Consider the following 18,410-nt stretch of genomic DNA (forward strand, 5'->3'; position numbering starts at 1 on the left):
CGGTAGCAGTCGCGGGCGGGCGGGACGGGGCGCCGTGCGGACCGCCCGGGAGCCGTAGGCTGTTTGCGTGCTCTTGCTCGCCATGGATACCGCCACACCCGCCGTCACCGTCGCCCTCCACGACGGCGACTCCGTCGTCGCCGAGTCGCGGCAGATCGACGCCCGCCGCCACGGAGAGCTGCTGCTGCCCGCCGTCGACCGGGTCCTCGCCGAGGCCGGTCTCAAGCTCGACGCGGTCACCGGCATCGTCGTCGGCGTCGGTCCCGGTCCGTACACCGGACTGCGCGTCGGGCTCGTCACGGCCGCGACCTTCTCCTCCGCGCTCGGCGTGCCCGTGCACGGCCTGTGCACCCTGGACGGGCTCGCGTACGCCTCCGGGATCGAGGAGCCGTTCGTCGTCGCGACGGACGCGCGCCGCAAGGAGGTCTACTGGGCGCGGTACGACAACGCACGTACGCGCGTCACCGAGGCGGCCGTCGACCGGCCCGCCGAGATCGCCGAGCAGGTCGCCGGGCTCCCCGTCGTCGGCGCGGGCGCCCTGCTGTACCCCGAGGTCTTCCCCGACGCCCGCGACCCCGAGCACCAGTCGGCGGGCGCGCTGGCCGCGCTCGCGGCCGAGCGGCTCGCGGCCGGCGGCGACGGCTTCCTCGACCCGCTGCCGATGTACCTGCGCCGCCCCGACGCCCAGGTGCCGAAGAACTACAAGGTGGTCACGCCCAAGTGACCGCCCCGACCTCCGCGACCGCGGCCGCGACCCTGCGCGAGATGCGCTGGTGGGACATCGCGCCCGTGCTCGTCCTCGAACACGAGCTGTTCCCCGAGGACGCCTGGTCCGAGGGGATGTTCTGGTCCGAGCTGGCCCACGCCCGGGGGCCGGCCGCCACCCGCCGCTATGTCGTCGCGGAGGCCGGCGGGAGGCTCGTCGGCTACGCCGGGCTCGCCGCCGCCGGCGGCCTCGGCGACGTCCAGACGATCGCCGTCGCCCGCGACCAGTGGGGCACCGGGCTCGGCGCCCGGCTCCTCACCGACCTCCTCCAGCACGCCACCGCCTTCGAATGCGAAGAGGTGCTCCTCGAGGTGCGGGTGGACAACACCCGGGCCCAGAAGCTGTACGAGCGCTTCGGCTTCGAGCCGATCGGCTTCCGCCGCGGCTACTACCAGCCGGGGAACGTGGACGCCCTCGTGATGCGGCTGACCGTCCAAGCAACCGAGACCGAAACTGAGACTGAGACTGATTCCGATGGCTGCTGACGAACCCCTCGTACTCGGCATCGAGACCTCCTGCGACGAGACCGGCGTCGGTATCGTCCGGGGGACGACGCTGCTCGCCGACGCCATCGCCTCCAGCGTCGACACCCACGCCCGCTTCGGCGGGGTCGTGCCCGAGATCGCCTCCCGCGCGCACCTGGAGGCGATGGTCCCGACCATCGAGCGCGCCCTGAAGGAAGCGGGCGTCTCGGCCCGCGACCTCGACGGCATCGCCGTCACCGCAGGTCCCGGCCTCGCCGGCGCGCTGCTCGTCGGCACCTCGGCCGCGAAGGCGTACGCGTACGCACTCGGCAAGCCGCTCTACGGCGTGAACCACCTGGCCTCGCACATCTGCGTCGACCAGCTGGAGCACGGCCCGCTGCCCGAGCCCACCATGGCGCTCCTCGTCTCCGGCGGGCACTCCTCGCTGCTCCTCGCCCCCGACATCACCGCCGACGTCCGCCCGATGGGCGCCACCATCGACGACGCGGCCGGCGAGGCCTTCGACAAGATCGCGCGGGTCCTGGACCTGGGCTTCCCGGGCGGACCGGTCATCGACCGGCTCGCCAAGGAGGGCGACCCGAAGGCGATCCACTTCCCGCGCGGCCTGTCCGGCGCCAAGGACCCCGCGTACGACTTCTCCTTCTCCGGCCTGAAGACGGCCGTGGCCCGCTGGATCGAGGCCAAGCGGGCGGCGGGCGAGGAGGTGCCGGTACGGGACGTGGCGGCGTCCTTCCAGGAGGCCGTCGTCGACGTCCTCACCCGGAAGGCCGTACGGGCCTGCAAGGACGAGGGCGTCGACCACCTGATGATCGGCGGCGGCGTGGCGGCCAACTCACGGCTGCGGGCGCTGGCCCAGGAGCGGTGCGAGCGGGCCGGTATCCGGCTGCGGGTGCCCCGGCCCAAGCTGTGCACCGACAACGGCGCGATGGTGGCGGCCCTGGGCGCGGAGATGGTCGCCCGCAACCGGCCGGCCTCCGACTGGGAGCTGTCCGCGGACTCGTCGCTGCCGGTGACCGACCCGCACGTGCCGGGCGCCCACAGCCACGGTCACAACCACGACCACGTGCACGAGATCAGCAAGGAGAACCTCTACTCATGAGGGTCACCCTGATGTGGGAGGCCAGGGCGGTCCAGGGCCGGGGCGCCGAACTCCTGGAGTGGGCGCGGGCCCAGGTCCTGCCCTACGAGCCGGTGCGGCGCGAGTTCTTCCGCGCCTCGCAGGACCGGGTGCTCGTCCTGACCTGGTGGGACGCGGAGACGCTCGACGCCGAACTGCCCGAACTGCCCGAGCCCGCGGCGGACCTGATCACCCGGCCGGTACACCGCTGGCGCTTCGAGGCACTGCCCACCGGGGACTGAGGCAACCCAGGGGCGCCTTCAGCGGTGGCCCGAGGCAACCCCGGGGCGCCTTCCCGCATCCTCCACGGCGTGACTCTCGCCGTGGACAAGAAGATCGTGACCTGGGCGGCGCTGACCGCCGCCGCACTGCTCATATCCGGCTGCGGCGGCCCGGCGGGTGCGGATTCGGCGGATCCCACGGCCGCCGGCAGACCGGCCTCGCCCACGGCGAACCCCGACGGCGCCAAGGCCCCCGACCGGGCCGCCGAGGCCTCCGCCGCGTACCGGAAGTGGGGCCTGAAGCCCTTCGCCGCGCCGCCCGCCCCGCCGAAGACCAAGCCGGTCACCCGGAAGCCGGGCGATCCCGTCCCTGTCATCAGCGACATTCCGACCAAGGACAAGGTCGTCTTCATCACGATCGACGACGGGGCCGAGAAGGACCCCGAGTTCGTGAAGATGATGCAGGAGCTCAAGGTCCCGGTGACGATGTTCCTCACCGACTCCGCGATACGCGCCGACTACGGCTACTTCAAGCCGCTCGCCGCCCTCGGCAACGGCGTCGCCAACCACACCCTCACTCACCCCAACCTGCGCACCCTGAGCCGGTCCGCCCAGCAGCGGGAGATCTGCGGCCAGCAGACGAAGCTGGCGAAGGAGTACGGCACGACCCCGCGGCTCTTCCGCCCGCCCTACGGCAACTGGAACGAGGACACCCGCGCGGCGGCCGGCGAGTGCGGCGTGGACGCGATCGTGCTGTGGCGCGAGTCGATGCAGATCAAGAACATGCAGTACCAGCGCGGCGACAGGAAGCTGCACCCCGGCGACATCATCCTGGCCCACTTCCGGGGCCCGGCCGAGCTCAAGGGCACGACGATGACCCGGATGACGGCCGACATGCTCCGCCACATCCAGGAGCAGGGCTTCACGGTGGCCCGCCTGGAGGACTACGCCTGAGAAGTTTTCCGCGCGTGGTGTCGATGCGGGCCCGGCCCGTTCGACGTATGAGTGAAAGGCGGGGAACGGCCCCGCCCGCCACGCAAGGAGAACGACCATGCCCCGCTACCTGACGCTGATCCGCATCGAGGAGGGCTCCTTCGAGATGGAGGACGCCGACCCCGGCTTCGACGCCCGCATGGGCGCGCTCTTCGAGGAGATCACCAAGGCCGGCGTGATGCTGGAGACGGCCGGTCTCAAGCCGACCAAGGAGGCCAGGCGGATCCTCTGGGAGGGCGGCAAGACCTCGTTCACCGACGGCCCGTTCACGGAGACCAAGGAGGTCATCGGCGGCTACTCGATCACCCAGTGCCGGGACCTGGCCGAGGCCGTCGAGTGGGCGAAGCGGTTCCTTGAGGTCCACCCGCCGCAGTGGAAGGTGGGCTGCGAGGTCCGCGAGATCGAGGAGATGTGAGCAGCGAAGTGATCTGACGCGGCCGGGGCGGGTGGTGTCATGGTGGAGCCATGACCGCACCCGCCCCCGGCGCCGTCCAGACCGTCCAGACCGTCGAGACCGTCTTCCGGATGGAGTCGCCGCGGATCATCGCCGCCGTCGCGCGGATCGTCCGGGACGTCGGCATCGCCGAGGAGATCGCCCAGGACGCCTTCGTCGCCGCCCTGGAGCAGTGGCCGCGCACGGGAGTCCCGGACCGGCCGGCCGCCTGGCTGACGGCCGCCGCCAAGAACCGCGCGGTGGACCTCGTACGGCGCCGTGAGACGTACGCGCGCAAGCTGGCCGAGGTCGGGCGGGAGCTGCCGGAGGCCAGCCACGACCCGGAGCCGTCCGGGCCCGGTGACATCGACGACGACCTGCTGCGGTTGGTCTTCACCTCCTGTCACCCGGTGCTCTCCGCCGAGGCGAGGACCGCGCTGACCCTGCGGCTCGTCGGCGGGCTGCGCACGGACGAGATCGCCCGGGCCTTCCTCGTGCCGGAGGCGACGGTCGCGCAGCGGATCGTGCGGGCGAAGCGGACGCTGGCGAAGGCGGGCGTGGAGTTCGAGGTGCCCTACGGGGAGGACCGGGCGGCCCGGCTCGGCTCGGTCCTGGACGTCATCTACCTCGTCTTCAACGAGGGGTACGCGGCGACGGCCGGCGACGACCTGCTGCGGCCCGCGCTGTGCGAGGACGCGCTGCGGCTCGCCCGGGTGCTCGCGGGGCTCATGCCGAAGGAGGGCGAAGTCCACGGCCTGGCCGCTCTGCTGGAGATCCAGGCGTCCCGGACGGCGGCCCGGACAGGACCGGACGGGAAGCCGGTCCTGCTCGCCGACCAGAACCGGAGCCGCTGGGACCGGCGGCTCATCCTCCGCGGCTTCGAGGCGCTCGCGCGGGCGGCCGAGTGCGGTCCGTACGGTCCGTACGCCCTCCAGGCCGCCCTCGCCGCCTGCCATGCGAAGGCACCCACGTACGAGGCCACGGACTGGCGGACGATCGCCGCGCTGTACGGCCGCCTCGCGGCCCTCACACCGTCCCCCGTGGTCGAGTTGAACCGCGCGGTCGCCGTCTCGATGGCCGAGGGCCCGGAGGCGGGCCTCGCCCTCGTCGACGCCCTCCGGGACGAACCCGCCCTGTCCGGCTACCACTTGCTGCCGAGCGTCCGGGGCGACCTGCTGGCGCGGCTGGGACGGGAGGCGGAGGCCCGCGAGGAGTTCGAGCGGGCGGCCGCCCTGACCCGCAACGAACGGGAGCGCGAACTCCTGCTCGGGCGGGCCCGGGAGGCGGGCGCTCAGTAGCGCAGGATCCGGCCCGCCGAGGTGCCGATGAGGACCGTGCCGTCGGGGGCCGCGTGCAGGGACAGGAGGCCGTACGGGGGCAGGGGGCGGTGGGCGAGGACGGTTCCGTCGGTGGTGGCGACCGAGACGAGGGTGTCGTCGGCGCACAGGGCGTGCAGGATGCCGTCGTGCGCGTCGAGGGCGACGACCTCCGACTCCAAGGGCCGGGTCCAGGCGATCTCGCCCGTGGGGTGGGCGCGGCGGACCAGTTCCTTCCGGCCGTGCAGCAGCGCGGGGCCTTCCGCGTCGACGGTGTGGACCGCGGGGCCGAGCGGCGCGTCGACGGAGTAGAGAGTCGTCTCGGCGCTGGTACGGGGGTCGAGCGCGACGACGTCCCGGCCGCGTCGCCCGTAGAGCAGCTCGGGGCAGCGGCGGACGTCGAGGGGGACGAGGTCGTAGCGGTTCGGCTCCTGGACACCGCCCAGCGGGGTGCCGTCGGGGGCGAAGAAGCGCGTGTTGGGCGGGGTGGGGGGCTCGACCTCGATGGAGCGGTTGTAGGTGTCCCGGATCGCCCAGACCCCGTCCGTACGTGCCTGCAGCGCGGCCGAGAACGGGACCGAGGGGCGGTCGAGGACCGTGCCGTCGGCCGTGGAGACGAGCGGGAAGTCGGTCCGGGCGCGGGCGTCGGGGCCCGGGACGGTGATCCTGGCCGTCCGCTCGTCCGCGGCGACCTCGATCCGCGTGCCGTAGGCCCTCGGCTCCGCGGGCACCCGCCAGAGCAGCGCGCCGTCGGGCGCCCAGCACTCCACCTCGGTGCCGTTGCGGGTGGCGAGCACCCGGCCGTCGCTCAGCCCGGCCACGGCCCGGACGCCGGGGTGGCCGTCGTAGCTCCGGCCGGCCCGCTCGGCGATCTCCGCGAGGAGCGGCCCCGCCGGGGAGCCGGGCTGGTCGGGGTAGGTGTCCGGGCCCTCCGGGTCGAGCGTCTCCCGGTCGAGGGCGCGCAGGTCGAGGGCGCCGGGGGCGAGGCCGAGCCAGTCGTCCCGCACGAGGACACCCCGGGACGCGTACCGGACGTACTCGTCGTCCTCGTCCACGCGGAAGAAGGTGAGTTCGAGGGTGCGGGCGTCCAGCCAGCGCACCGGGTCGACGCCCCACATGGGCTCGGCGAAGTCCACGCGCCGGCCGTTGTCGGGCTCGAAGAGCGTGAGCCCGCCCGCGCGGTCGTACTCGTCGTAGTTGTCGAGGCCGACGGCGAGGAGCGGGAGCGTGGGGTGGAAGGCGATCGACTCCGCGTCCATCGCGAACGTCAGCAGGTGCGCGCAGGAGAGGTCGGCGGCGCGGTAGACGGCGACCCGGCTCCGCTTGTGCAGCACCGAACTGACCGCGATCCACCGCCCGTCGGCGCTGACGGTCACCTGGGAGGCGTGGCCGTGGAGTTCGGGGAACGGTTCTTCGTGCAGCGGGGGCAGCTCAGCCACGGGCGGCCACCGCCGGTCCGCCGATCAGCATCGTCGGGGCGCCCGCGACCCGGGTCAGGAAGACCGTGGCCGCGTTCGGGCCCTTCGGTTTGACCCGGCGGCGGATCTCCTCCGGCTCGACCGCCGAACCGCGCTTCTTCACCGTCAGCGTGCCGACCTCCCGCTCGCGCAGCAGGGCCTTCAACTTCTTCAGGTTGAACGGGAGTTCGTCGGTGATCTCGTACGCCGTGGCGAACGGCGTCGGGGTGAGGGCGTCCGCGGTGACGTACGCGATGGTCTCGTCGATCAGACCGCCGGACAGCTCCTCGGCGACCTCGGCGACCAGGTGCGCGCGGATGACCGCGCCGTCCGGCTCGTAGAGGTACCGCCCGAGCGGGCGGACCGCCGGGTCGGGCAGGCCGCGCCCGGTCAGGCTCGCGCCGGAGGGCAGGAGGGTCGCGCGGCGCGCACCGGGGGAGGTGCCGAACCAGAGCACGGCCTCCTTCACGTCCCCGCCGTCCGAGATCCACTCCGCCTCGGCCTCCTCGGGCACCGCCTCGTGCGGGATGCCCGGGGCGATCTTCAGCGCCGCGTGCGGGGCCTTGCGGGCGGCCTCGACGGCCCAGGAGAGCGGCGGCGAGTACGCCTCCGGGTCGAAGATCCTGCCCCGGCCGCCGCGCCGCGCCGGGTCCACGAAGACGGCGTCGTACGGGCTCGTGTCGATCTCGGTCACGTCCGCGCACCGCACCTCGATCAGCCCGGCGAGGCCGAGCGCCTCGGCGTTGGCGCGGGCGGCCGCCGCCGTCAGGGGGTCGCGGTCCACGGCCAGGACCGAGATCCCGGCGCGGGCGAACGCGAGGGCGTCGCCGCCGATCCCGCCGCACAGGTCGGCCACGGAGCGCACCCCGAGCGCGTGGAGGCGCTCCGCGCGGTAGGTCCCGACGGTGGCCCGGGTCGACTGCTCGACGCCGTGCGGGGTGAAGTACATCCGGTACGCGTCCTCGGCGCCGAACTTCGCCACCGCCCGCTGCCGAAGCCGGGCCTGCCCGAGCGCGGCCGAGACCAGTGCGGCGGGGTGCTCGCGGCGCAGCCGGGAGGCGACGGCCAGTTCCTGGGCGGGGTCGTAGTCGCGCAGGGCGGCGAGCAGCGTCTGGCCCTCGGGGGCGAGCAGGGCGGTGAAGTCGGCGAGGTCGGTCACCCGTCCCATTGTGGGCCAGCCGGGGGATGGTGGGGGCCGGGTGGCGGTGTCGACGGCTGTGCGGGGCGTTCCGCTGACAGGATGCGGCGCCATGCAGCTAGTACGACAAGCCGAAGAAATGCGCTCGAAGCGGGCGGCGGCGCGCCTCCGCCGCTCGGTGGGCGCCGCCCTGGTCGTCGCCGCGCTCGGCTCCGCCTGCGCGGGCCCCTCCGGCGACGCGGGGTCCGCCCCGGAGGGCCGCAAGGGCCCCGCGCTCCCCGCCGCCGCCCAGCCACAGGCGGAGGGCGCGTCCGGAGCGCTCGCCGCGTACGTCGAGAAGGTCCGCCAGCGCCGTGTCGCGCGGGCCCTGGCCGCCAAGAAGTGGGGCCTGGACCGGCCGCCGCTGGAAGCCCCCGCCCCGCCGGCCGTGAAGCCGAAGATCACCACCCGCAAGGGCTTCGAGACGGACGGCGAAGGGCTGCCGCCGGTCTTCACCACGGTGCCGACGAAGGAGAAGGTCGTCTTCCTGACGATCGACGACGGCGCGGAGAAGGACCCCGAGCTGCTGCGGATGATGAGCGATCTGCAGATCCCGTACAGCGCCTTCCTGAGCGACTACCTCGTCAAGGAGGACTACGGCTACTTCAAGAAGATGCAGGACGCCGGGGTCGCCCTGCACAACCACACCCTCAACCACCGTTACCTGCCCGGGCTCTCGTACAGCGCGCAGAAGCGGGAGATCTGCGGGATGCAGGACGTCATCGAGAAGCGGTACGGGAAGCGGCCCCCGCTCTTCCGGCCGCCGTACGGCAACTACAACGAGGACACCCTGCGCGCCGCCGCGACGTGCGGGGTGAAGGCGGTCCCGCTGTGGGCCTCGGAGGCGTTCCCGGACCGGATGGAGTGGCGCGAGTGGGACCGGGACCTGCACCCCGGCGACATCGTGCTGACGCACTTCCGGGGCAAGGGGGACTGGAAGGGCACGATGCCCGACATGATCCGCCGGGTGATGAAGACGATCACGGCCAAGGGGTACGCGGTCGCGAAGCTCGAGGACTACGTGTGAGCCGCGCGCGCCGGCCGGTCATCGGCCTTGCCCTGGCCGGCGCGCTCCTGGGGATCTCGGGGTGCGCGTCGTCCGTGGACCCGATCGAGCGGCTGGGGCGGAAGGCGGCGGAACGGCTCGACACCGGCGCGGGGGAGCGGGCGGCGGGCGGGGCGCTCTCCGGGGCGGCGGCCCGCGTCCTGCACAGACTGACCCGGCTGGACGACGGGATCGGCGTCGGCAGGCGCGCCGACGACGGGCGCGCCGACGACGGGCGCGCCGACGGCCGGGCGGACCGGCCTTAAGAGCCCAGCGGCACCGCGGCGAGGAACTGGCCCCCGGCCGTCCAGACCCGGCCGCCGCGCAGAAGACGAGAACGGGGACCCAGTCCATCCTTCGTACGGAACCTCCGGGTCCGTCGGGCCGTTGCCCGTACCGAGACCGAATCGAACGCGACCGGCCACCGAATCGCCACGCGGCGCTGAATTGGCACTCCGCTTGACCGAGTGCTAATCGCGGTCATAGTCTCGGCTCTGGCACTCCCCACTGGAGAGTGCCAACACAGCGACGGGCAGGTCCGGCACCCGCGACGACGGATCCACCTGGTCGCCACCTCAGACAGTTAACCCCGTGAGATCTCCGAAGGGGGAGGTCGGATCGTGACGACCACCAGCTCCAAGGTTGCCATCAAGCCGCTCGAGGACCGCATCGTGGTCCAGCCGCTCGACGCCGAGCAGACCACGGCCTCTGGCCTGGTCATCCCGGACACCGCGAAGGAGAAGCCCCAGGAGGGCGCCGTCCTCGCCGTGGGTCCGGGCCGCTTCGAGAACGGCGAGCGCCTTCCGCTCGACGTCCAGGTCGGCGATGTCGTGCTGTACAGCAAGTACGGCGGCACCGAGGTGAAGTACAACGGCGAGGAGTTCCTCGTCCTCTCGGCTCGCGACGTGCTCGCGATCATCGAGAAGTAATTCACCGAAGTATCTGAGACAGATGCTTTGAGCTGCGCCCCTTGACCCCGCACTGGGCGTCCGGGGGCGCAGTTCGTTTACACACGATTTCCGAGAGGGCTGAATCGCTCCCATGGCGAAGATCCTGAAGTTCGACGAGGACGCCCGTCGCGCCCTTGAGCGCGGCGTCAACAAGCTTGCCGACACGGTGAAGGTGACGATCGGCCCCAAGGGCCGCAACGTCGTCATCGACAAGAAGTTCGGCGCCCCCACCATCACCAACGACGGTGTCACGATCGCCCGCGAGGTCGAGATCGAGGACCCGTACGAGAACCTCGGCGCCCAGCTGGTGAAGGAGGTGGCGACCAAGACCAACGACATCGCGGGTGACGGCACCACCACCGCCACCGTGCTCGCCCAGGCGCTCGTCCGCGAGGGTCTGCGCAACGTCGCCGCCGGCGCCTCCCCGGCCGCCCTGAAGAAGGGCATCGACGCCGCGGTCAAGGCCGTCTCCGACGAGCTGCTCGCGACCGCCCGTCCGATCGAGGACAAGTCCGACATCGCCGCCGTGGCCGCGCTCTCCGCGCAGGACCAGCAGGTCGGCGAGCTCATCGCCGAGGCGATGGACAAGGTCGGCAAGGACGGTGTCATCACCGTCGAGGAGTCCAACACCTTCGGCCTGGAGCTCGACTTCACCGAGGGCATGGCCTTCGACAAGGGCTACCTGTCCCCGTACATGGTGACCGACCAGGAGCGTATGGAGGCCGTCCTCGACGACCCGTACATCCTGATCCACCAGGGCAAGATCTCCTCGATCCAGGACCTGCTGCCGCTCCTGGAGAAGGTCATCCAGGCCGGCGCCTCCAAGCCGCTGCTGATCATCGCCGAGGACGTCGAGGGCGAGGCCCTGTCGACCCTGGTCGTCAACAAGATCCGTGGCACCTTCAACGCCGTGGCCGTCAAGGCCCCCGGCTTCGGTGACCGCCGCAAGGCGATGCTCGGCGACATGGCTACCCTCACCGGTGCCACCGTCATCGCCGAGGAGGTCGGCCTCAAGCTCGACCAGGCCGGTCTTGACGTGCTGGGCACCGCCCGCCGCGTGACCATCACCAAGGACGACACCACCATCGTCGACGGTGGCGGCAACTCCGAGGACGTCGCGGGCCGCGTCAACCAGATCAAGGCCGAGATCGAGTCCACCGACTCCGACTGGGACCGCGAGAAGCTCCAGGAGCGCCTCGCGAAGCTGGCCGGCGGCGTGTGCGTGATCAAGGTCGGCGCCGCCACCGAGGTGGAGCTGAAGGAGAAGAAGCACCGTCTGGAGGACGCCATCTCCGCGACCCGCGCCGCGGTCGAGGAGGGCATCGTCTCCGGTGGTGGCTCCGCTCTGGTTCACGCCGTCAAGGTCCTCGAGGGCAACCTCGACAAGACCGGCGACGAGGCCACGGGTGTCGCGGTCGTCCGTCGTGCCGCCGTCGAGCCGCTGCGCTGGATCGCCGAGAACGCCGGCCTCGAGGGCTACGTCATCACCTCGAAGGTGGCGGAGCTGGACAAGGGCAACGGCTTCAACGCCGCCACCGGCGAGTACGGCGACCTGGTCAAGGCCGGCGTCATCGACCCGGTGAAGGTGACGCGCTCCGCGCTGGAGAACGCCGCCTCGATCGCCTCCCTCCTGCTCACCACCGAGACCCTCGTGGTGGAGAAGAAGGAAGAGGAGCCGGCGGACGCGGGCCACGGCCACGGTCACTCGCACTGACGCACGCGCTGACTCGCGCGCTCACGGTTGATCGCCCGTAGCCGATCACCGAGGTCCGGTGTCCCCGAAGGGGCACCGGACCTCCGCGTTTCCCCGCGCCTCCGCGCTCCTTACGCCTCTACGCCTCCTCGCTCCCTACGCTTCCACCGCGCCGAGCTGCCCCATGAGTCCGAGCAGGTCGTACTGCCACCAGCCCTCGGTGATCTTGCCGTCCTGCCGGCACTGGTGGATGGTCGTCCCGGTCATGGAGACCTTCATGCCGGTGGGCTGGAGCCCCATGAAGTCGCCCGTGTGCGTGCCGATCCAGGTCCACCGCGTGCACACCCGGTCGCCCTCGGCGATCTGGTCGTTGATGGTGAAACCGAAGTCGAATCCGGCCCGCCACATCTCCACCTCGCGCCGGACCGCGTCCATCCCGATGACGTCCTGCTCGTTGGTCGGGTCGTGGTCGTGGTACCCCTCCGCCAGCACCTCGTCGAGGGGCGGCAGCTCCCCCTCGGTGGCCATGAGTTCGAAGAGGCGACGGGCGCTGGTCTTGTACAGCTGCTCGTCCCGGACGATGTCGAGGTCGGTGAACGTCGGCATCTCGTCACAGAGCGCGACCATCTCCCGGAAGATGCGATCCGTCTCCGGAAGCTGCGAGTTGGTCATCGCGACCTCGTAGGAGGGGAACTCCACGATCTCCACGAGGTGGGACGCGTCCGAGCGGTCCTTGCCGATGACGCTGTGCGTGGCCGTCCGCTTGCCCTTGGTCTGTTCGACCCACTTGTCCATGAGCCGGTTCAGATCGTCGAACCGACTGGTCTTGCAATCGATTATCTGTACGAAAGTCATGGTGCCTCCCGGACCGGGTGGACCCTTCCATCTTAGGTCCGGGGGGCTCGTCCGCACGGGGGCGGAGGCTCAGGCCGCCCCGCCCGGCATCCCGCCCGGCGCCCCGCACGAGGACCGCACGCGCAGCCGTGGCAGCAGGCTCAGGTGGCGCCGGGCGGGCTCCTCCGCCGGGTCCTCCGTGAGCCGCTCCACCAGCAACTCCGTTGCATGCCTGCCCACTTGGCGCTTCGGCGGGGCGACCGCGGTGAGCGGGGTGTCGGCGAGCGCGGCGACCTCGTCGTCGTAGGCGATCAGGGCCAGGTCCTCCGGCACCTTCACGCCGAGCTCCGCCAGGCGCCGCACGATCTCGATCGCGTCCACGTCGTTGTGGACCAGGGCCGCGCTCGCCCGGCCCGCGCTCACCGCCTCGTACAGGGCCCGGACCGCGCGCTCGAACGCCGCCGGGTCCTGGTCCGCCGGTACGGAGTCGATCACCGGGCCGGGCGCCGCGAGATCCAGCGTGGCCAGCGCCTCCGCGTAGCCGGCGCGCACCGCGAGCGCGGTCGGGCTGTCGCCGCGCGCCACGAGGAGCGGGGTGCCGTGGCCGAGGCCGAGGAGGTGCCGCAGGGCGAGCAGGACGCCGTGGCCGTGGTCGGAGACCACCCGGTCCAGGGCGTCGAGCGGCGAGCCGGGCTCGGCCCGGCGCTCCAGGAGCACGGCGGGCACGGGGAGTTCGGCCAGCCAGGTCCCGTACGAGGGCCGGTCCTCCGGTCCCCGCCAGCCGGGCGCGACGAGCACGCCCTGGGCGCCGGCCGCCAGCAGGCCCTCGGTGCGCGGGCGGTCCTCCTCGGGGCGGTAGTCCGAGATCCGCAGGATCAGCCGGGCCCCCGCCCGCGCGGCCGCCTCGTGCGCGCCCCGGATGACCTCGGCGAAGTAGTACGTGGCGGAGGGCGCGAGCAGCCCGAGGACCAGGCCCTCGCCGGACGGTCGGGCGGCCGCGCGGCCCGGGTCGCCCCGCCGCTCGGGCCACGACACCCGGCCGTGCGCCCGGTCGAGCAGCCCCTGGGCGGCCAGCGTCTCGACATCGCGGCGGGCGGTCACGGGGGAGACGCCGAGCCGTTCGGCCAGTTCGGCGACCCGGGCGGTGCCGTGCTCGCGCACCAGGGCCAGCAGTCGGTCGTGTCGTTCGGCGGCACTCTCGCGCACGGCGCAATCCCCTCGCGGTGGGTCGGTCCGGCGGGACGCCGTACTCGCAGCGGAGCCTACGCCAGAATGATCGAACGCAAGGAGTTTCGATCATTCGCTCTTATCTCATTGACGTTCGATCGAGGACTGTTCATGATTCCCGGCGACGCCGTCCGCCTCAGGGAGCCTCAGCAGCATGCCCACGCCACCCGAGAACCGAGAGCTCAGCCCGTTCACCGGCTGGACCCGTGCCCACTGGGAGGACGCGGCCGACCGTCTCCTCCTCGCCGTGCGGCCGTACGCCTCACCCCGCCACGGCCGCTTCGACCTGCCTGGACCCCGCCCCAGCTGGTCGGGCGTCCGCTCCGACGGCCTCGAAGGCCACGCCCGTACGTTCCTGCTCGCCGCCCTGCGCGTCGCGGGGGCCGACGGCGCGGACCCGCACGGACACCTGCCCCGCTACGCCGAAGGCCTCACCGCCGGTACCGAGGCGCCCGCCGCCGCCGGCCACGCGCCGGGCAGCCACGGACCGGACTCCTGGCCGCTCCTCACCGATGTGCGCCAGGCCGTGGTCGAATCGGCCTCCGTCGCCCTCGGGCTGCGGCTGACCCGCCCCTGGCTCTGGGACACCCTGGACGACCGTGCCCGGCAGCGCGTCGTCGACTGGCTGCGCCCCGCCCTCGACCCGTCCCCGGTCGACAACAACTGGTGGCTCTTCGGTCTCACCGTCGCCGGTTTCCTGCTCGACGCCGGCGTCGAGACAGACCGCGCGGCCCGCACGATCGACCGCTCCCTCGACCGGATCGAGCAGTGGTACCTCGGCGACGGCTGGTACAGCGACGGCGACAACCGCGCCTTCGACCACTACAACGGCTGGGCCCTGCACTTCTACCCCGTCCTCCACGCCCACCTCGCGGGCGACGAGGACCTCCTCGCCCGCTACGGCCCCCGGCTGAACGCCCATCTCGCCGACCACGTCCACCTCTTCGACGCGAGCGGCGCCCCCCTCCCGTACGGGCGCTCCCTCATCTACCGCTTCGCCGCGGCGGCCGCGCCCTGGCTCGGCGCGCTCACCGGCCACACCCCGCTCACCCCGGGCGCCACCCGCCGCCTCGCCTCCGGATCGTTGCGGTATTTCCTCGACCGGGGCGCGTGCGACGAGCGCGGACTGCTCACCCTCGGCTGGCACGGCCCGTATCCGCCGGTCGTCCAGAGCTACTCGGGGCCCGGCTCCCCCTACTGGGCGGCCAAGGGCTTCCTCGGCCTCCTCCTGCCCGCCGACCACCCGGCCTGGACCGACCCCGAGGAACCCCTCCCCGCCGAACGCGCCGACACCGTGCGCCCGGTCGCCCCGGCCGCGCTGCTCCTCCAGACCACGGCCGCCGACGGACTCGTACGGCTCCACAACCACGGCAGCAACCACGTGGGGAGCGCCGCGGCGGGCGACGACGACTCCGGCTACGCCCGCTTCGCCTACTCCACGCGCACCGGCCCCACCGGCGCGCCGGACCCCACCGACAACCACTTCGCCCTGGTCGCCGACGGCCGGGTCACCCGACGCGGCCCCGCGACCCCCCTGGGCACAGGACCCGACTGGGCCGCCTCGCTGCACACCCCGCTCCCGGGGATCCGGGTCGTCTCCGCGACCCTGGCCCACGGCCGCGCCGAGGTGCGCGCCCACCTCGTCCTCGACGCCCCCGACGGAACGCCCGTACGCCAGACGGGCTGGGCCACCACCCCCGACGGCCCGACCGCCCAACTCCAGGCCGCCCACGGCTACCCGCCCGCGACGGAGACCGTCGATCTGGAAACCGGCGCCACACTCCAGGGCGGCCCGGCCACCCGCACGGCGGCCCTGCACGGCACCACGGCGGGACCCGGTTCCCTCTTCGTGGCCCTGGCCTCCCTCACCGCCGAACCGGACCCGGTCCCGGTCACTGCCCTCGCGACCGTCCGGGTCACCGCCCGTACCGTCCATGTGACCTGGCAGGACGGCACCACGACCGAACTCGACCTCCAGGCCCTGGCCCTCACCGGCCGGGCGGGGCCGTGCGTCACCTAGGGCACTAGGGCACTAGGGCCTGGGGTCGGTCACTTGGGTCCGTACTTGCGGCCGGCCCGGGAGGAGACCCCGCCGAGGAGACCGCGCGGCGCCAGCTTCACCACACCCATCAGCGCCTTGTAGCGGGGATCGGGGATGGAGAGGGTCTTGCCGCGCGCCAGATCGCTCAAGGCGTCCGCGACCAGCTTGTCGGCGTCGAGCCACATCCAGCCCGGGATGTTGTCCGTCCCCATCCCGGCCCGCTCGTGGAACTCCGTCCGCACGAAGCCCGGGCAGAGCGCCATGAGCCGTACGCCGCTGCCCGCGAGGTCGCGCGCCGCGCCCTGGGTGAACTGGACGACCCACGCCTTCGACGCGCCGTACGTGCCGCGCGGGACAAAGGCCGCCACCGAAGCCACGTTGACGACCCCGCCGCGGCCGCGGGCGCGCATGGACTCCGCCGCCGCCGAGGTCAGCCGGAGCACCGCCTCGCAGTGCACGGTCAGCATCTTCAACTCGTCGGCCATGGAGACTTCCAGGAACCGGCCCTTGTTGCCGAACCCGGCGTTGTTCACCAGCAGGTCCACCGGCTGCTTGGGGTCGGAGAGCCGGGCCTCCACGGCCGCGATCCCCTTCTCCTCCGCCAGGTCCGCCGCCAGGACCTCGGCCTCGACCCCGTGCCGGTCGTGCAGCTCGGTCGCCTGCTCCCGCAGTCGTGTCACATCGCGGGCCACGAGCACGACGTCGTGTCCGTCCGCCGCCAGCTTCCGCGCGAACGCGGCCCCGATCCCCGCCGTCGCGCCCGTAATCAGTGCAGTCGTCATACGGGGCAACTTAGTGCCCCGCGCGGCGGCACCGGAGGTCAGGAGCCTGTCCCGTACTTCTCCACGTACCCGCGCGCCTTGCGCAGGGTGTCCGGGTGCAGCGCGTCCCCGGCGGCCAGCACGCGCGGCAGCAGCGGCCGTTCGAGCGTGACGGCCCTGAACTCGAAGGCCACGGTGACCTCGTGGTCCGGGCGGTGCACCACCTCGATCGCGTCGCCCCGCCGGATCTCGCCGGGCTCGACGACCCGCAGGTACGCGCCCGGCACGGCCTCCGCGGTGAACCGCCTGACCCAGCCCTTCTCGTCCAGGTGCCCCTGGAAGGTCCGGCACGGGATCCGGCTGGAGGAGACCTCGAGGAGCAGCTCGGGTCCGATCCGCCACCGCTCGCCGATCCGGGCGCCGGAGACGTCGACGCCCTCGGTGGTGAGGTTCTCGCCGAAGGCGCCGCTCGGGATCGGCCGGCCGAGCAGCTTCTCCCAGGTGTCCAGGTCCTCGCGCGCGTACGCGTAGACCGCCTGATCGTTGCCGCCGTGGTGCCGGGTGTCGCACACGGTGTCCCCGGCGACCCCGCTCGCGCCGATCCCCTTGGGCCCGGGCGCGGACACCCGTACGGGCCCCGCCACCGGCTGCTTGTCGATGCCGGTCACGCCCTCGGGATGGTCGGTGTACGCGACGGTCTTCGGGCGGCCCAGGTTCAGGGACAGAAGCTTCATGAGGGAACAATAGGCCGACCCCACTCAAAGCGTCGAGCGAATATTGCCTCAGCAGTCCAAGCTTGGCTTATGCTTGACCCGTGATCGAGGCCCGTCATCTCCGCGTCCTGCGCGCCGTCGCCGCGACCGGCTCCTTCTCCGCCGCCGCGCGCGAACTGGGCTGCACCCAGCCCGCGGTGAGCCAGCAGATGAAGGCGCTGGAGACCTCCGCCGGCACGCCCCTGCTGATCAGGACCGGCCGCGAGATGCGTCTGACGCAGGCAGGCGAGGCCCTCGTCCGGCATGCCTCGGGCATCCTCGCGGGGCTCACCGCCGCCGAGGAGGAGGTCGCCGCCATCGCCGGACTGCGGGCCGGCCGCGTCCGGCTCGTCTCCTTCCCCAGCGGCAGCTCCACGCTGGTCCCCACCGCCCTCGCCGCGCTGCGCGCGGCGCACCCGGGTACGCGCGTCTCCCTGGTCGAGGCCGAGCCGCCGCGCTCGATCGAGATGCTCCGCGAGGGCGACTGCGACGTGGCCCTGGCGTTCCGTTACGGAGCGGGGCAGGCCGAGTGGGACGACCTGATCGTGCGCCCGCTGCTCGCCGACCGCCTGGTGGGCCTGGTCCCCGAGGGGCACCGGCTCGCCGACGCGGAGGCGGTCTCCATCGGCGAACTGGCCGACGAGTCCTGGATCGCGGGCTGCCCGCGCTGCCGGCGCCAGTTGGTGGACGTGTGCCAGGAGGCCGGGTTCGCTCCGCGCATCGACTTCGCCACCGACGACTACCCGGCCGTGGTCGGACTCGTCGGCGCCGGTCTCGGCGTCGCGGTCCTGCCGGAACTCGCCATCGAGTCCGTACGCCCCAAGGGGGCCAGGACCGTGGTGGTGGAACCGGCCGTGGAGCGCGAGATCGTCGCCCTCACGCTGCCCGACCTCGCCCAGGTCCCGGCGGTCGCGGCCACCCTGGACGAGCTGACCCGCGCGGCGGGCCGCTCGGCCACGCGCGCGTAGCGACGGCGTTCTCGCTCACTCTCGTTCTCGGGTGGGCGGGCCTACGGCCTCGTTCTCGGGGGGGGGGGGGGGGGGGGTGCTAAATGGGCCGCATTTTTTGGGGTGGGGGGGGGGGGGTTGGGGGGGGGGCGGTGGGGCGGGTGGGGTGAGAGGGAGGGGTGAGGATGCGGCGGG

19 protein-coding genes are annotated in these 18,410 nt (G+C 72.8%); 13 read left to right on the forward strand and 6 right to left on the reverse strand.

Annotation, left to right across the window (positions count from 1 at the left end; all coding sequences use genetic code 11):
• Nucleotides 1-67: 67 nt before the first annotated feature.
• The 7 genes from tsaB (at nucleotide 68) to ACF09C_RS32575 (ending at nucleotide 5,313) form a co-directional block, all read left to right on the forward strand.
• Nucleotides 68-724 (forward strand): tRNA (adenosine(37)-N6)-threonylcarbamoyltransferase complex dimerization subunit type 1 TsaB, encoded by a 657-nt coding sequence (gene tsaB, locus ACF09C_RS32545; RefSeq protein WP_392096705.1) that lies wholly within the window; start codon nucleotides 68-70, stop codon nucleotides 722-724.
• Nucleotides 725-765: 41 nt separating this feature from the next.
• Nucleotides 766-1,251: a ribosomal protein S18-alanine N-acetyltransferase gene (rimI, locus tag ACF09C_RS32550; RefSeq protein ID WP_392096979.1), complete on the forward strand. Its 486-nt coding sequence runs from the start codon at nucleotides 766-768 to the stop codon at nucleotides 1,249-1,251.
• Entirely contained in the window at nucleotides 1,241-2,350 is a 1,110-nt protein-coding gene (gene tsaD, locus ACF09C_RS32555) for a tRNA (adenosine(37)-N6)-threonylcarbamoyltransferase complex transferase subunit TsaD (RefSeq protein ID WP_392096706.1), read from the forward strand. The genes rimI and tsaD overlap by 11 nt, the downstream gene beginning before the upstream one ends.
• Nucleotides 2,347-2,610, forward strand: coding sequence for a hypothetical protein (locus ACF09C_RS32560; RefSeq protein WP_392096708.1), 264 nt, complete (start codon nucleotides 2,347-2,349; stop codon nucleotides 2,608-2,610). The genes tsaD and ACF09C_RS32560 overlap by 4 nt, the downstream gene beginning before the upstream one ends.
• A gap of 69 nt (nucleotides 2,611-2,679) precedes the next feature.
• Nucleotides 2,680-3,543 carry a polysaccharide deacetylase family protein gene (locus tag ACF09C_RS32565; protein ID WP_392096709.1) on the forward strand — a complete coding sequence of 288 codons (864 nt, stop codon included), beginning with the start codon at nucleotides 2,680-2,682 and terminating at the stop codon, nucleotides 3,541-3,543.
• 97 nt (nucleotides 3,544-3,640) lie between these two features.
• The gene (locus ACF09C_RS32570) at nucleotides 3,641-3,997 is read left to right on the forward strand and encodes a YciI family protein (protein ID WP_392096711.1); all 357 of its coding nucleotides are present in this window, start codon (nucleotides 3,641-3,643) and stop codon (nucleotides 3,995-3,997) included.
• Between the two features lie 50 nt (nucleotides 3,998-4,047).
• Nucleotides 4,048-5,313 (forward strand): RNA polymerase sigma factor, encoded by a 1,266-nt coding sequence (locus tag ACF09C_RS32575; RefSeq protein WP_392096713.1) that lies wholly within the window; start codon nucleotides 4,048-4,050, stop codon nucleotides 5,311-5,313.
• On the opposite strand, the gene ACF09C_RS32580 is transcribed toward ACF09C_RS32575, so the two are convergent.
• Nucleotides 5,307-6,770 (reverse strand): hypothetical protein, encoded by a 1,464-nt coding sequence (locus ACF09C_RS32580; protein ID WP_392096715.1) that lies wholly within the window; start codon nucleotides 6,768-6,770, stop codon nucleotides 5,307-5,309. The two genes, ACF09C_RS32575 and ACF09C_RS32580, sit on opposite strands and share 7 nt — an antisense overlap.
• Nucleotides 6,763-7,956 carry an SAM-dependent methyltransferase gene (locus ACF09C_RS32585; RefSeq protein WP_392096717.1) on the reverse strand — a complete coding sequence of 398 codons (1,194 nt, stop codon included), beginning with the start codon at nucleotides 7,954-7,956 and terminating at the stop codon, nucleotides 6,763-6,765. Before ACF09C_RS32585 ends, ACF09C_RS32580 begins: the two co-directional genes overlap by 8 nt.
• Nucleotides 7,957-8,065: 109 nt before the next feature.
• Here ACF09C_RS32585 and ACF09C_RS32590 point away from each other — a divergent pair, with 109 nt between their 5' ends.
• The 4 genes from ACF09C_RS32590 to groL all read left to right on the forward strand — a co-directional run bounded on the left by ACF09C_RS32590 (nucleotide 8,066) and on the right by groL (nucleotide 11,674).
• On the forward strand, nucleotides 8,066-8,992 hold the full coding sequence (locus ACF09C_RS32590; protein WP_392096718.1) for a polysaccharide deacetylase family protein: 927 nt from the start codon (nucleotides 8,066-8,068) through the stop codon (nucleotides 8,990-8,992).
• Nucleotides 8,989-9,276, forward strand: coding sequence for a hypothetical protein (locus ACF09C_RS32595; protein WP_392096720.1), 288 nt, complete (start codon nucleotides 8,989-8,991; stop codon nucleotides 9,274-9,276). Before ACF09C_RS32590 ends, ACF09C_RS32595 begins: the two co-directional genes overlap by 4 nt.
• A gap of 354 nt (nucleotides 9,277-9,630) precedes the next feature.
• Complete coding sequence (gene groES, locus ACF09C_RS32600) at nucleotides 9,631-9,939, forward strand: co-chaperone GroES (protein WP_024756677.1); 309 nt, start codon at nucleotides 9,631-9,633, stop codon at nucleotides 9,937-9,939.
• Between the two features lie 112 nt (nucleotides 9,940-10,051).
• Nucleotides 10,052-11,674 carry a chaperonin GroEL gene (gene groL, locus ACF09C_RS32605; RefSeq protein WP_392096722.1) on the forward strand — a complete coding sequence of 541 codons (1,623 nt, stop codon included), beginning with the start codon at nucleotides 10,052-10,054 and terminating at the stop codon, nucleotides 11,672-11,674.
• Nucleotides 11,675-11,809: 135 nt separating this feature from the next.
• Here the strand turns inward: groL and ACF09C_RS32610 are convergent, their stop codons facing one another.
• A complete protein-coding gene (locus tag ACF09C_RS32610; protein ID WP_362425177.1) occupies nucleotides 11,810-12,508 on the reverse strand; it encodes an ester cyclase in 699 nt (232 codons plus the stop codon).
• Between the two features lie 69 nt (nucleotides 12,509-12,577).
• Entirely contained in the window at nucleotides 12,578-13,693 is a 1,116-nt protein-coding gene (locus tag ACF09C_RS32615) for a substrate-binding domain-containing protein (protein ID WP_392096724.1), read from the reverse strand.
• 175 nt (nucleotides 13,694-13,868) lie between these two features.
• Here ACF09C_RS32615 and ACF09C_RS32620 point away from each other — a divergent pair, with 175 nt between their 5' ends.
• Nucleotides 13,869-15,734 (forward strand): DUF2264 domain-containing protein, encoded by a 1,866-nt coding sequence (locus ACF09C_RS32620; protein WP_392096726.1) that lies wholly within the window; start codon nucleotides 13,869-13,871, stop codon nucleotides 15,732-15,734.
• A gap of 29 nt (nucleotides 15,735-15,763) precedes the next feature.
• On the opposite strand, the gene ACF09C_RS32625 is transcribed toward ACF09C_RS32620, so the two are convergent.
• A complete protein-coding gene (locus tag ACF09C_RS32625; RefSeq protein WP_392096727.1) occupies nucleotides 15,764-16,537 on the reverse strand; it encodes an SDR family NAD(P)-dependent oxidoreductase in 774 nt (257 codons plus the stop codon).
• 38 nt (nucleotides 16,538-16,575) lie between these two features.
• The gene (locus ACF09C_RS32630; protein ID WP_392096728.1) at nucleotides 16,576-17,250 is read right to left on the reverse strand and encodes an MOSC domain-containing protein; all 675 of its coding nucleotides are present in this window, start codon (nucleotides 17,248-17,250) and stop codon (nucleotides 16,576-16,578) included.
• Between the two features lie 80 nt (nucleotides 17,251-17,330).
• Here ACF09C_RS32630 and ACF09C_RS32635 point away from each other — a divergent pair, with 80 nt between their 5' ends.
• The gene (locus ACF09C_RS32635; protein ID WP_392096730.1) at nucleotides 17,331-18,236 is read left to right on the forward strand and encodes a LysR family transcriptional regulator; all 906 of its coding nucleotides are present in this window, start codon (nucleotides 17,331-17,333) and stop codon (nucleotides 18,234-18,236) included.
• Nucleotides 18,237-18,410 lie beyond the last annotated feature (174 nt).

The organism is Streptomyces sp. NPDC014870, assembly GCF_043081505.1.
Classification (GTDB): domain Bacteria; phylum Actinomycetota; class Actinomycetes; order Streptomycetales; family Streptomycetaceae; genus Streptomyces.

Bases quoted from the DNA above. Each gene is read 5' to 3' on its own strand.
- ACF09C_RS32585 (WP_392096717.1), bottom strand. From the start codon at position 7,956: ATGGGACGGGTGACCGACCTCGCCGACTTCACCGCCCTGCTCGCCCCC.
- ACF09C_RS32630 (WP_392096728.1), bottom strand. From the start codon at position 17,250: ATGAAGCTTCTGTCCCTGAACCTGGGCCGCCCGAAGACCGTCGCGTAC.
- rimI (WP_392096979.1), top strand. From the start codon at position 766: ATGCGCTGGTGGGACATCGCGCCCGTGCTCGTCCTCGAACACGAGCTG.
- ACF09C_RS32620 (WP_392096726.1), top strand. From the start codon at position 13,869: ATGCCCACGCCACCCGAGAACCGAGAGCTCAGCCCGTTCACCGGCTGG.
- ACF09C_RS32575 (WP_392096713.1), top strand. From the start codon at position 4,048: ATGACCGCACCCGCCCCCGGCGCCGTCCAGACCGTCCAGACCGTCGAG.
- ACF09C_RS32560 (WP_392096708.1), top strand. From the start codon at position 2,347: ATGAGGGTCACCCTGATGTGGGAGGCCAGGGCGGTCCAGGGCCGGGGC.
- ACF09C_RS32625 (WP_392096727.1), bottom strand. From the start codon at position 16,537: ATGACGACTGCACTGATTACGGGCGCGACGGCGGGGATCGGGGCCGCG.
- tsaD (WP_392096706.1), top strand. From the start codon at position 1,241: ATGGCTGCTGACGAACCCCTCGTACTCGGCATCGAGACCTCCTGCGAC.
- ACF09C_RS32590 (WP_392096718.1), top strand. From the start codon at position 8,066: ATGCGCTCGAAGCGGGCGGCGGCGCGCCTCCGCCGCTCGGTGGGCGCC.
- ACF09C_RS32610 (WP_362425177.1), bottom strand. From the start codon at position 12,508: ATGACTTTCGTACAGATAATCGATTGCAAGACCAGTCGGTTCGACGAT.
- groL (WP_392096722.1), top strand. From the start codon at position 10,052: ATGGCGAAGATCCTGAAGTTCGACGAGGACGCCCGTCGCGCCCTTGAG.
- ACF09C_RS32570 (WP_392096711.1), top strand. From the start codon at position 3,641: ATGCCCCGCTACCTGACGCTGATCCGCATCGAGGAGGGCTCCTTCGAG.